This is a genomic window from Parvibacter caecicola, from assembly GCF_003725335.1.
GTDB lineage: Bacteria > Actinomycetota > Coriobacteriia > Coriobacteriales > Eggerthellaceae > Parvibacter > Parvibacter caecicola.
Genome location: NZ_QIBY01000005.1, coordinates 41549 through 54266 on the forward strand (window position 1 = coordinate 41549; position 12718 = coordinate 54266).

General features: G+C 64.0%; 13 protein-coding genes. All 13 read right to left on the reverse strand.

Annotated elements, in window-relative coordinates; genetic code table 11:
• Window positions 1–11 precede the first annotated feature (11 nt).
• Window positions 12–1583: a F0F1 ATP synthase subunit alpha gene (gene atpA / locus DMP11_RS04515; RefSeq protein ID WP_183621459.1), complete on the reverse strand. Its 1572-nt coding sequence runs from the start codon at window positions 1581–1583 to the stop codon at window positions 12–14.
• The gene (atpH, locus tag DMP11_RS04520; RefSeq protein WP_123185318.1) at window positions 1577–2155 is read right to left on the reverse strand and encodes an ATP synthase F1 subunit delta; all 579 of its coding nucleotides are present in this window, start codon (window positions 2153–2155) and stop codon (window positions 1577–1579) included. The genes atpA and atpH overlap by 7 nt, the downstream gene beginning before the upstream one ends.
• Window positions 2145–2756 carry a F0F1 ATP synthase subunit B gene (gene atpF, locus DMP11_RS04525; protein ID WP_214646996.1) on the reverse strand — a complete coding sequence of 204 codons (612 nt, stop codon included), beginning with the start codon at window positions 2754–2756 and terminating at the stop codon, window positions 2145–2147. Before atpF ends, atpH begins: the two co-directional genes overlap by 11 nt.
• A 54-nt stretch (window positions 2757–2810) precedes the next feature.
• On the reverse strand, window positions 2811–3002 hold the full coding sequence (gene atpE / locus DMP11_RS04530) for an ATP synthase F0 subunit C (protein ID WP_169301857.1): 192 nt from the start codon (window positions 3000–3002) through the stop codon (window positions 2811–2813).
• Window positions 3003–3164: 162 nt separating this feature from the next.
• The gene (gene atpB, locus DMP11_RS04535; RefSeq protein WP_214646997.1) at window positions 3165–3947 is read right to left on the reverse strand and encodes a F0F1 ATP synthase subunit A; all 783 of its coding nucleotides are present in this window, start codon (window positions 3945–3947) and stop codon (window positions 3165–3167) included.
• 17 nt (window positions 3948–3964) lie between these two features.
• Window positions 3965–4249: a hypothetical protein gene (locus tag DMP11_RS04540; RefSeq protein ID WP_123185320.1), complete on the reverse strand. Its 285-nt coding sequence runs from the start codon at window positions 4247–4249 to the stop codon at window positions 3965–3967.
• Between the two features lie 334 nt (window positions 4250–4583).
• Window positions 4584–5066: a deoxycytidylate deaminase gene (locus DMP11_RS04545; RefSeq protein ID WP_123185321.1), complete on the reverse strand. Its 483-nt coding sequence runs from the start codon at window positions 5064–5066 to the stop codon at window positions 4584–4586.
• Between the two features lie 33 nt (window positions 5067–5099).
• Window positions 5100–5540, reverse strand: a complete 441-nt coding sequence (gene rpiB, locus DMP11_RS04550) for a ribose 5-phosphate isomerase B (protein WP_123185322.1) — start codon at window positions 5538–5540, stop codon at window positions 5100–5102.
• 43 nt (window positions 5541–5583) lie between these two features.
• Window positions 5584–6207 carry an L-threonylcarbamoyladenylate synthase gene (locus DMP11_RS04555; protein ID WP_123185323.1) on the reverse strand — a complete coding sequence of 208 codons (624 nt, stop codon included), beginning with the start codon at window positions 6205–6207 and terminating at the stop codon, window positions 5584–5586.
• 12 nt (window positions 6208–6219) lie between these two features.
• Entirely contained in the window at window positions 6220–8259 is a 2040-nt protein-coding gene (locus DMP11_RS04560; protein ID WP_123185324.1) for a tetratricopeptide repeat protein, read from the reverse strand.
• Window positions 8260–8344: 85 nt separating this feature from the next.
• Window positions 8345–9973, reverse strand: coding sequence for an NAD(P)/FAD-dependent oxidoreductase (locus tag DMP11_RS04565; RefSeq protein WP_123185325.1), 1629 nt, complete (start codon window positions 9971–9973; stop codon window positions 8345–8347).
• 6 nt (window positions 9974–9979) lie between these two features.
• Window positions 9980–11410: an alanine/glycine:cation symporter family protein gene (locus tag DMP11_RS04570; protein WP_123185326.1), complete on the reverse strand. Its 1431-nt coding sequence runs from the start codon at window positions 11408–11410 to the stop codon at window positions 9980–9982.
• 167 nt (window positions 11411–11577) lie between these two features.
• Window positions 11578–12717, reverse strand: a complete 1140-nt coding sequence (gene nagA, locus DMP11_RS04575; protein WP_123185327.1) for an N-acetylglucosamine-6-phosphate deacetylase — start codon at window positions 12715–12717, stop codon at window positions 11578–11580.
• Window position 12718 lies beyond the last annotated feature (1 nt).

Consider the following 12718-nt stretch of genomic DNA (forward strand, 5'->3'; position numbering starts at 1 on the left):
GTCTACCTGCCTTAAGCCGTCTCGGCAAACGTGTGCTTGAACTGCTCGATGACGGCCTTCAGCTCTGCCTGAATCTCGTCGGTGAGCTTCTTCTCCGTGTTGATCTTCTCGATGATGCCGCCCTTAGTGGAACGGATGAAATCGAGCAGCTCGGCACGGAAGCGCACCACATCGGTCAGGGGCAGGCTGTCCAGGTAGCCCTCGTTGCCGGCGAAGATGGCGATAACCTGCTCGGCCACCGGCATGGGGTTGTAACGGCCCTGCTTCAGCAGCTCGGTCATGTGGGCACCGCGGGTCAGCTGATCCTGGGTGGCCTTGTCCAAGTCGGAACCGAACTGGGTGAACGCCTGCAGCTCGCGGTAGGAGGCGAGGTCCAGACGCAGCGAGCCGGCCACCTGCTTCATGGCCTTGATCTGGGCGGAGCCGCCTACGCGGGATACGGAAATACCCACGTCCACAGCAGGGCGCTGGCCCTGGAAGAACAGGTCGGTCTGCAGGAAGATCTGGCCGTCGGTGATGGAAATCACGTTGGTGGGGATGTAGGCAGACACGTCGCCGGCCTGGGTTTCGATGATGGGCAGAGCCGTCATGGAACCGCCGCCGTTGGCGTCCGACATCTTCACCGCGCGCTCCAACAGGCGCGAATGCAGGTAGAACACGTCGCCGGGGTAAGCTTCGCGTCCGGGCGGGCGGCGAAGGGTCAGCGACATCTGGCGATAGGCCACCGCCTGCTTGGAAAGGTCGTCGTAGACAGCCAGCACGGCGCGGCCCGGGTTCTCGGCGGAAGCGGGCTTGCCGTCCTCGCCGTTGTAGATGAAGAACTCGCCCATGGCGGCACCGGCCATCGGCGCGATGTACTGCAACGGGGCAGAGTCGGAAGCGGTGGCGCACACCACGATGGTGTTCTTCATGGCACCATGGCGCTCCAGGGTTTCCACAACCTGCGCCACGGTGGAGGCCTTCTGGCCGATGGCCACATAGATGCAGATCATATCGGTGTCTTTTTGGTTGATGATGGCGTCCACCGCGATGGCGGTTTTGCCGGTCTGGCGGTCGCCGATGATCAACTCGCGCTGGCCGCGGCCGATGGGAATCATCGAGTCGATGGCCAGGATGCCCGTTTGCATGGGCTCGTTAACCGGCTGACGGGAGATAACGCCCGGAGCCTTGAACTCGACGGGGCGGTAGCCTTCGGGCGTAATGGGGCCCTTGCCGTCGATGGGCATACCCAACGGGTTCACAACGCGGCCCAGAAGGCCCTTGCCCGCGGGAACTTCCACGATACGACCGGTGGTGCGCACCTGGTCGTTTTCCTTGATTGCGGTGACGTCACCCAGCAGCACGGCGCCGACTTCGTCCTCCTCAAGGTTCTGGGCCAGGCCGTAAACGGTCTTGCCACCCTCCCCCAAGAACTCCAGAAGCTCGCCGGCCATGCAGTCGCGCAGGCCGTCCACGCGGGCAATACCGTCGCCCACCTGGATAACCGTGCCCACTTCGCGGGACTCCACAGATACATTGAGCGCATCCAGCTGCTTGCGCAGCGCTTCGTCAATGGATTGAGCGGTGATCTCAGTCACTAGCATTCACCTCCATCAGATGTGTCGCAGAGCACGTTGCGCGCGTTGGCCAGCTGGGTTTTCATGCTGGCGTCGATGCGCTTTCCATTGGTGCTCATGATGATGCCGCCCAAAATGGACTTGTCGATGTGCTCGCGGAGCACCACCTTCTTGCCCAAATCGGCCTCGGCTTTGGTTGAAATAATGTGGCGCAGGTTGTCATCGAGGGGCACAACGGTGGTAACGTCCACCACACAAATGCCCAGCTGGCTTTCCAGCTGGTTGTTGTAGGCTTCGTGCACCCGCTTCAGCAGCGGGGCGTTACCGCGCTCGGCCATGACAGCCAGCACAACCCGAAGCGGCTCCACACAGCCGGCGAACACGCCTTCTGCCAGGGTTTTCCGCTGTTCGGGGGTGTAGTCGGGATTGGCCAACGCCATGGCCAAATCCATATCAGAGCGCAAGATGGACAGAATCTGCTCCATCTGGTCGCGCACCTCAAGGACCTCATCCTGCCCGCCGGTAGCCAAGGCGGCGTCGAACAGGACGCTGCCGTAAGTTTCTACCTGGCCTTCTTCGACAAGACGATTAGTTGGCATTGAAACTACCTGCCTCTGCCACGTAGCGCTCGATGATCTTGCGATGCTCGTCGGCGGAAAGATCGTCGCCAATCAGGCGAGCAGCCACCGCAACCGACGTGTCGGCAACGGACGTTTGCAGCTCGGCGATGGCAGCCTTCTTCTCCGCCTCGATGGCGCCCTTGGCCTTGGCGATCATGTCGGCAGCCTCGGCCTGGGCCTTCGCAGTGATGTCGGCCTTCACCGCTTCGCCGGCGGCGCGCGCCTGGGAAACGATTTCAGCCGATTGAGCCTTTGCGTCGGCCAGCTGCTTTTTGTACTCCGCAAGCACCCGCTCGCTCTCGATTTGAGCTTCCTCTGATTTCTTCAGGGCTTCCCGAATGCTGTTCTCGCGCTTCTCCAGCATGCCATTGAACATGGGCCAGCCGAACTTCGCCAGAACAATCCAGAGGAGGATGAAGGCCACCAGCATGGGGATGAACTCCAGCATGTCGGGAATGATCTGGCCAATCCCGGCACTGGTGTCTTCAACTTCAACCGCGAACGCGAGCGCAGGAGACAAAGTGTTCACGGCAACTACGGAAGCCGCCGCAACGCTTGCCAGTTTCGCTCTTGTTTTCACGTGCTTTCCTCCTTTACAGCCTTCTCGGCGTGGATGTAACCGAAACGACTTGAGTTAGGAGATCATCGCAACAACGAAGCCGATGAGGGCCAGAGCCTCGGCAAGAGCGGCACCAATGATGAAGTTGGTGAACAGACGACCGGCGATTTCCGGCTGACGGGCGGAACCGACGCAGCAGCCGTAGCAGGCGATGCCGATGCCAAGACCGGGGCCAAGGGTGCCAAGGCCGTAGCCGATGACCTTCATGGCAGACAGAATGATGGTAAGATCCATTACTTCCTCCTTTTACCGTTTCTGAGCCTGTTTCTCAAAAACATGGATACTACGGTCAACCGGCCCTTCTCTGTCATTGGACCGGAAAAACCCAAAGGGAAATGAGGCCCCATGCGCTGGGGCGGGCGCCCGCGCTTAGTGGGAAGAGGTGGCCAGCGACACGTACACGGCGGAAAGGACCGTGAACACGTAGGCCTGGATGAACGCCACCAGGCATTCCAGCGCGTACATGATGAACAGCAGGGCGAACCAGCCTACCGACACCGCGGCAATGGGGCTGGCCATTTGAATGCCCACGTTGATGAAGATGGAGGTGGCCAGGGCGAAGATGCCCAGCACCATGTGGCCGGCGAACATGTTGCCGTAAAGACGGACGGCCAGGGTGAGCCAGCGCAGCACCAGCGAGATGAACTCGAAGATCCAGATGATGGGCACCATGGGGGCCGGCAGGCCAGAGGGGGCGATGGACTTGATGTAGCCCAGGCCGCCGTGGGCCTTGATGCCCCAGTAGTTGAAGTACACGAACGAGATGGTGGCAAGGGCCCAAGTTACCGAGATGGCGCCCGTCGCGGCGCCGGCACCGGGGATGAGGCCCACGAAGTTGGCCACCAAGATGAAGAAGAACAGGGTGGCCAGAAACGGCACGTGCTTCTTGAAGCCGTGGCCGATAACCCCTTCGCCGATGTCGTTGCGGACGAACTGGTAGCCGTATTCCACCGTGTTCAGGAACTTGTTGGTGGGGATGAGGGTGAGGCGCTTGGCCACGAGGCACACGATGAGCGCCACGATAATCCACACGAGGATCATATAGAAGGTGTACTGCGTCAAGCCGACGGTACCGTTGCCCAACACCACGTGGGGGACGAACGACTCCCGCAGTTCCTGCGCGTGTTCTGTAAGCATTTCCAGAGCGTCCACGAAACCCTACCCTTTCCTTAGCGGTTATGGAGCAAGCGCCATACGCCGAACGCGATGGCAGCAAGGGAGAGGCCCAGGGCCTCGGAAAAGAGGAACGGCAGGCCCAGATCCTTGTTGATGGCAATGGCCGCGAAAACGGCCGCCACCAGAAGGACGAAGGACACTACCAGGGCCAAAAGAAGCCAGAACACCGACCCGGCCAAACCCTGGCCCGGAGCCTTCTTCATCAGCAACAGTGCACCCCACAGCGGCAGAAAGCCAACTATGCCCGCAGCGAATCCGATGATAATGGCCGGCAGCATTCGCCTTCTTTCTCTTCGCTTCCCTCATGCGCTTGTGTTCCATTCAAGCCCATTTCAAACGGCCCTATTCTAGCCCGAAACACATTTGCAACAGTGGAGAGCCCGATATTCAAGCAATAGGCGGGGTGAGTGGTTTCTTTTTGTTCTGCCGGCCTAACGGCCGTCAGAACGGCTCGACGCTGCGGCGCACAGTGGCGCCCGTCCTTGCCCTTCAGGCCTTTCCTTCGCGCACCGAAGTACGCTCAGCCGGCCTTCAGGGCAATTACGGGCGCCACTGTGCGCCTCGCTCACCTTTTTAGCTGCAATAGTTTTCCTGCGTTCCGGGGAAACGGTTTTATTCGCCAACGAACTCCCGTACCAGGATGTCGGTTTCTGCCAGCATGTCTTGGGAGAGCTGGTCGGGATAGGGGTTCTTGTACACGATTTCCTTGATGCCGGCGTTGATGAGCATCTTCGCGCACACCACGCAGGGCTGGGTGTTGACGTAAATAGTGGCACCGTCGATGTTGATGCCGTAGCGGGCCGCCTGGATGATGGCGTTCTGCTCGGCGTGCAGGCCGCGGCAGATTTCGTGGCGCTGACCGGAAGGCACCCCCAGCTGCTCGCGCAAGCAACCGGTTTCGGCGCAATGGGCGCAACCGGTGGGAACGCCGTTGTAGCCGGTGGCCAGGATGCGGCGGTCCTTCACGATAACGGCCCCCACCCCGCGCCGAAGGCACGTGGTGCGGGTGGCCACCTCTTCCGCCAACATCATGAAGTACTCATCCCAGCTGGGGCGCGTTTCGGGATGAGGGGTTTGGACAGCGGCGTCAGCCATGGGTGTGCCTTTCGTTTGAGCGCGAGCGCGCGGTTAGTTCTCTTCCAGGGCCATGATTTTCTCCACGCGCCCCGCATGGCGGCCGCCGCCGAAGGGGGTGGAGAGGAATGCATCGATGATGACCTCGTTTTCTTCCAGCGGCACGAAACGGCCTGAAACCGTTACCACGTTGGCGTTGTTGTGCTCGCGGGAAAGCTCGGCGAACTGCGGAGTTACCACGTTCACGGCGCGGATGCCGTGCACCTTGTTGGCAGCGATGGCCATGCCGATGCCGGTGCCGCACACTAGCACGCCGTAGTCGGCAGCGCCGTCGGCCACATCTTGGGCCACCAGCTGGGCGAAATCCGGGTAGTCCACCCGGTCGTCGTTTTCGGGGCCGCGGTCGGCCACCTCGTGGCCCTCCCCTTGCAAGTAGGCGGCAAGAGCCTGCTTCTGTTCGAACCCGGCGTGATCGCTGGCGATGCTGATGCGCATGGAGGTGTCCTTTCTGGGAAATGGCCGCATGGCGCCCATTGTATTACAACTGCACCGGGCCCTGGCGCAGAACCACCGGAGCCGCCCCCGTGCAGCCCACCACGGTGGATGCGGCGGCACCGGGCGCAGGGCGCTCGCCCGCAAGCGGCGCCACCACAGGCACGCGGGCCGCAAGGGTTCGGTCCACCTCATTCACACAGGCCACCGCCGATGCGCCGGAAAGGTTGGCCGAAGTGGTGGCCAGAGGCGCCCCCAGCGCCTCCATGAGCGCCAGGGCCGTGGGGCTTGCCGGCATGCGCAGCCCGATGGTGCCCGCTGCGGAGGCAAAGGGGGCCGGCACGCGGGGGGCCGCCCGCACCACCAGCGTAAGGGCCCCGGGCCAATGGCTGCGGGCCAGCCGGCGCGCCCAATCGGGCACCGCGCTCCCCCACTCGTCCAGCGCATCGGCTCCTGACACCAGCCAGGCCACCGGCTTGCCTTCGTCGCGCCCCTTGAGGGCAAACAGCTCCGCCGGAGAAGCGGCAAAGGCAGGACACAGTCCTAAGCCGCACACCGTGTCGGTGGGGAAAATGACGGGGCGCCCCGTTTTCAGGAGCGCCGCCGCTTCATCAACAGTTATAAGCTCGGGAACGCCGCCCCAAGCGGGGCTTTTCGCCGCAGCCGCCATCGAGCGCGGGCCCTATTGGGCCACCCAGGCCTTCAGGCTGGCGGCGGTGGCCTCTAGGATGTCATTGCGCTCGAACATCCCCAGCGCCGTGGCGGCAGGGGCGGCCGCAGCCGGGAAGCCCTTGTCGCACAGAGTGATGGCCGCCATCGCCACCAGATGCTCGGCCGCATCGGTGGGAGGCAGCGGCACGCCGGCCAGGCGCAGCGCGGCAGGGCCGTCGTAGCCGCCGTCGGGGGCGCCGCCCATGTCGTTCAGCACGCCGTTGCGCTCGTCTTCCATGGCGCTGGCAAAGGGGCTGTCCTTGGCCACGCGGTCGTAGGCGGCAAGCGCCGGCACGTACTGCCCGGTGCGCCAGAAGGCGTAGCCCAGGCGGTAGTACAGAAGCGAGATGTCGGAGCGCACCACGGCAAACTCCAGCGCCTTCTTGCACACTTCCACCACCGCTTCGTAATTCTCCTGGTTGGCGTAGGTGTTGATGAGGTCCATGTAGGGAGACGTGGAAGTGGGGGCCAGCTCCAGCATCTCCTGGCACAGGGACTCGGCAGATTCGCTGTCCCCCATGTCGCGGTTGACGTCCACCAGCGCAGAGCGCGCCCCGTAGCCCACATCCGACATGCGGCAGAAGCGCACGGCGGGGTCGGGGTTGGCAAGGGAGGTGAGGAAGCGACAGAACACGTTCTCGCAGTACAGCAGGTTCACTTTGTCGGGGGCGGCGGAGGCCTCGCGGGCCTGGGCCAGGCGGGCGTCGTCGGCTTCCTTGGTTTGGGCCACGATCTCTTCCAACTGGGCCGCAGCCAAAAGCAGCGAGTCATCCCGCTCGTCCATGATGGCGCGGTAGCGGGCGAGCAGCTCTTGGTCCTGCGGGGAAATCACGTCAAGCTCGCAGGCGCGGGTGGCCTGGAACAGCCCCTGCAGCTCCTCCGGCAGCTCGCGGGTATCGTCGGTCAGGGGCGCAGCGGGCACCGACAGCTCCACCTCCAACGGCTCGATGGGCTGAAGGCGTCCGTCTTCGCCCAACTGCACCGCTTGGTTGCTGCAGTGCAAAAGCCCCAGCAGCTGCGCCGGCTGCGGCGCCCCCGGCCGCCCCTTCAGGCGGCCGTCCTTGGCCGCTTCCAGCGCGGTGAGGGAAAACGCCATGCGGGCGAAATCCATGGAGATGAGCGGCGTGCCCTCCAGCGAGCCATCGTAGCCGGTGACCACCACGCGGCTGATGCCGATGCTGCAGCCAAAGGCGCAAGCAGCCACCAGCACCACCAGCCGCAGCGCATAGGCGGCCGCTTGGGCAGCCAGCTCGGCGGTGCAATCTACCCATTTCCCTTCGGCCGCATCGAAGCGGGAATGGGGGAAATCTTCCGGACAGGGCAGAGAGATCTTCACGGAAATGGTGCTGGTTTGCGCATCGGCGATGAAGCGGTACTCCAGGCGATAGGGCAGCACCACCGACTCGGCCGCCTTCGCAAAGCGGGTGGAGAGATCCCAGTTGCCGCCGCGCTCGCCGGTTACCCCGTGGAAGGACAGCAGGTCGTTGCCCTCTTGGGAGCAGTTGAAGAACTCGCCGGCAGCATCGGCCACCGAACGCAGCGCCTCATCGTCGAAGGCGGAAAGCTGCGCCTCGGTGAACGAACCCACCGAGCGGAATCCAGATTCCTGCTCCATCTTCTGCGCCACCAGGGCAAGGCGGCTCAAGGCCGACTCAGTGCGCAGCACCAGCCGACGGCCCTCCTCCCCCACTTCCTGGCCGTTGAAGTTGGTCCAAAACATGCCGGTGGAATTCAGCCAGCGCAGATCCAGCGGGCTTTTCACCGCCACCGAACGCAACCGGCCTCCGTCCGCTTCGGTGAGCAGGCGGGCCGCATAGCGCTCGAAACCGCTGAAGCTGCCGTCATCGGCCCCGGCCATGGAGGCACGGAACAGCAGGGTGTCCACCGCATCGGGCAAAAGAGAATCCATAAAGGAGCGCAGCACCTCTTGGGTGGTTTTGTCGGACTGCGCTGCTTCCTTCTTCGGGGAACCGTTATCTCCGGAGTTCTTGCGCTTGAAGAAATCGAACATGAAAGGACCTTTCGTTGAATACAGAGCGAGTGGCATTTTCCCACAACTTGGGCGCGGGCGCCACAGGCGGAAGGGAGCTTAAAAACTAAACCCGATATTTCGCGGCAAGAGCCTCCGCCACCCGCATGCCGTCTACCGACGCGCTCATGATGCCCCCGGCGTAACCGGCGCCCTCGCCAGCGGGGTACAGGCCGGGCACCCCCACCGAGGCGAAGTCGTCGCCGCGCAGGATGCGCACCGGGCTTGAACTGCGGGTTTCCACGCCGGTGAACACCGCCTGGGGGTTGGCGAACCCGGCCAGTTTGCCGTTCATGAGCGGCAGCGCCTCGCGCAGGGCGTCGACGATAAACGGCGGCAAACACTGGGCAAGGTTCTCCCAGGCCACTGCCCGGGGATAGCTGGGCGCCACCCAGGTGCTGGGGGCGCCGCGGCGGTCCGCCAAGAAATCCTGTACTGTTTGCACCGGCGCCGCAAAGGGCAGGCCGGTGGCGGCGCGGCCCAGCCGGAAGGCCGCCTGCTCCACCTGTCGCTGCAGTTCCACACCCGCTAGCACATCGGTGCCGGGCAGATCGCCCGGCTCCACCGAAACCAGAAGAGCGCTGTTGCAGTTGGCGCCGTCGCGGGCGTAATTGCTCATGCCGTTCACACACAAGCCGCCCTCCTCACTGGCAGCGGCCACCACCGTGCCGCCCGGGCACATGCAGAAGGTGTACACGCCCCGCCCGCCGCGGTTGCGCACCGCCAGCTTGTACTCCGCAGCCCCCAGGGCCGGATGCCCGGCGGCCGGGCCGTACTGGGCGCGGTTCAGCCATGTTTGCGGATGCTCGATGCGGGCCCCCATCGAAAACGGCTTGCGCTCCATGGGCACCCCGCGCTTTTGCAGCAGCGCGAACACGTCGCGGGCGGAGTGGCCGCAAGCCAGCACCAAATCGCCCGTTTCCACCCGGACGGGCTGGCCGCCGCCCGCCGGCGCTAAAACGGCCTCCGCCATATGGCCTTCCCCATCCAGGGAATAGCCCTCAAGCCGGGTGGAGAAGCGCACTTCCCCTCCCGCTTCTTCGATCATCTGCCGCAGCCGCACCACCACGTCCACCAGGTAGTCGGTGCCAATATGGGGTTTCGCCTGCCACAGGATGTCCTCGGGCGCGCCGGCTTCCACGAACGTTTCCAGCACGTGGCGTATGTGGGGGCTTTTGGTGCCGGTGTTCAGCTTCCCGTCGGAAAACGTGCCGGCCCCGCCTTCGCCGAACTGGATGTTGGAGAAAAGGTCAAGGGCGCCCCCTTCGAAGAAGGCCCGCACCACTGCCGCCCGCTGCGGCGCCGGCTGGCCTTGCTCCACCACCAATGGTCGCAACCCGGCGCGGACCAGCACCAGGGCGCAGAACAGGCCCGCGGGCCCCGCCCCCACTACAACCGGCCGCCGCAGGGCGCTCGCCGGCGCCACGCTCCATGGCTGCCGGGGCTTCCACGGCGCCACCTGCACTCCTTTTTGCGGGCGCGGCAGAGCGCCGTCGGCCAGCTGCACCCGCAGGTTCACCACGAAATGCACCGCGTTCTTCTTGCGAGCGTCCACGCTGCGCTTCAGAAGCTGCCACGAAACCACCGAGGCGGGGGGCACCCGCAGGGCCCGGGCAACCTCGCCCGAAACAAGGCGCTGCCCCGATTGCGCGAAGCAATCAAGGGGCAGCGGCAGATTTGATATCTGGTATTCCAAGGGCGTCTACTTGGAGTCAAGCTGCGGGATGGGGGCGTCGTCCCGCTCGTCCAAATTGTGGTCGTACACGTAGTGCTTGGTCTCACGGGCAATCATGCCGGAAAGCAGCAGCACCATGATGATGTTGGGCACCGCCATCAGCGCATTGGTGATGTCGGAAACGGTCCAAATGACGTCGCCCACCCCAACGGCGCCCAGGAAGGCCACCAGCACGTAAATAACCTGGTAGGGACGCACGGCGTGCTTGCCGAACAGGTAGGTGACGCAGCGGTTGCCGTAGTAGCTCCAGCCCAGAATGGTGGAATAGGCGAACAAGATCATGCCGAACACCAGAATGGGCGTGCCCACAAAGGGAATGCCGGCGAAGGCGGCGCTGGTGAGTTGGGCACCGGCAGTGATGTTGCCGGCCATCACCTGCGCCCCCAGTTCCTCGTTGCCCAGCATGGTGGAAACCAGCACCAGGCCGGAGAGCAGGCAGATAATCACGGTGTCCCAGAAGGTGCCGGTCATGGACACCAGCGCCTGGCGGGCTGGGTTGCGGGTAGCGGCCGCAGAGGCCACGATGGGGGCAGAGCCCAGGCCGGATTCGTTGGAGAACAAGCCACGGGCGCAGCCGAATTGCAGGGCCAGCATGATGCCGCTGCCCAGCGCGCCGCCGAAAGCGGCCTTGGCGGTAAAGGCGCTCTCCACGATAAGGCACAGGGCCGGCCACACGAACTCCCAGTTCATGCCCAGAATGACAACGCAGCCCCAGGCATAGGCGATGGCCATGAAGGGCACCAGCTTCTCGCACACCTTCGAGATGACTTTCACGCCGCCGAAGATAACCACCGAAACCATGATCACGATGGCCAGGCCGATGCCCCAGCCGGGGATGCCGGGCAGGTTGGTGGAAATGACGTCGGTCATGGCCGAGGACTGCACCGCCGAGCCGATGCCGAAGGAGGCAATGGCGGCGAACAGGGCAAAGGCGCCGGCGCCCAAAAGCGCCCACCAGGGGGTGGAGCCGTCTTCCTTGTTGAAGGCGCGCTTCCAGGCGTACATGGCGCCACCCAGCATGTTGCCATTGTGGTCCTTCACGCGATACTTCACAGCGGCGAAGGTTTCCGAGTACTTGGTGGCCATGCCGAACACGCCGGTAATCCACATCCAGAACACCGCGCCGGGGCCGCCGGACAGGATGGCGGTGCCCACGCCCACGATGTTACCGGTGCCGATGGTGGCGGAAAGGGCGGTGCACAGGGCGCCGAACTGCGAGATGTCGCCGGGAGCGTCCGGGTCTTTCGTGACGGACAGCTTGATGGCGGTGGGCAGCTTGCGCTGGATGAAGCCAGTACGGAACGTGAGGTAAATGTGCGACCCCAAAAGCAGCACCAGCATGGGAACACCCCACACCCAGCCGTCCAGTAAGTTGATGAAGTCCACTATGCCGTCCATCGGCAACCGCCTTCCTTTTGTCACGGGGAAATGGCGCGTCGCCCGGCGACTGCCCCCAGAACACTTTAGTCGAGTATAGCAAGAGCTCTGTTAACAGCCTGTAACATAGAAAAGCTGGGGCGCGAACGGCAACCCCAGCGGCAACGGAAATGGCGACGATAGATGGCCTACAGGAGATTGCCCCGCAGGATAACCGCCTTCACTTCCAGGGTCTCCTCGTCTAACAGCACGGCATCGGCCACATGGCCCGGTTGCAGCGAACCATAGAGAGTTGAGAGCCCCAAAGCGCGGGCGGGGTTGGCACTAGCGGCCTTCACGGCACTGGCCAGCGGAATGCCCATCTGGGTCACCGCCACATACAGGCAGCGCATGAGATCGCTAACCGAGCCAGCCAAGGCACCGTTGTCGATGCGGGCCTCGTATCCCTTCACCGTTACGTCCTGGCCCCCCAAATCGTACACCCCGTCGCCCAGGCCGGCCGCCCGCAGCGTGTCGGAGATGAGGATCATGCGGTCGTCGCCGAACAGCTTGAATGCCAGCCGCACCATGGCCGGGTGGATGTGCACCCCGTCGGCGATGATCTCGGCCGTCACCTCATCGTGCTCGGCGGCGGCGGGAATGGGGCCGGGGGTGCGGTGGTGCATGGAGGGCATGGCGTTGTAGCAGTGGGTGAGATGGCGCGCGCCTTCCTGGAAGGCATGGGCCGCCGTTTCGTAATCGCAGGAGGTATGGGCCACCGAAATGCGCGCCTCGTCGCCCAGCTGCTGGATGAAGACGTCGGCGCCGGGCTCTTCGGGGGCGATGTCCACCAGCTTGAACAGGCCGCCGGCCGCCTCTTGCAGGCGGCGGAACTCCTCAACGGAGGGGTTGCGCACATAGTCGGGGTTCTGGGCCCCCACCTTGCCGGGGGAAATGTAGGGCCCCTCCATGTTGATGCCCACCAAATCCGCTTCGTTGGCGGCGGGCACGTAGGCGGCCGCTGCTTCGGCGGCCCGCAGCAGCACGTCTTCGGGCAGGGTCATGGTGGCGGGGCACATGGCGGTCACACCGCGAGAGGCCTCGTAGGCCCCCATCTTGTGCAGCCCCTCCTCATCGCCGTCGGACACGTCGGCGCCGGCGCTGCCGTGGAAATGCAGGTCCACCAAACCGGGAATCACGTAGCAGCCGGTAGCGTCCACCACTTCCCCATCGGCGGCGCCGCCCACATCCCCCGCAAAGCGGCCTGCGGCAATTTGCAGCTCGCCCTCTTCGAAACCGGATCCGTTGAACAGCTTTCCGCCCACTACGGCACTTACGGGAACAGTCATC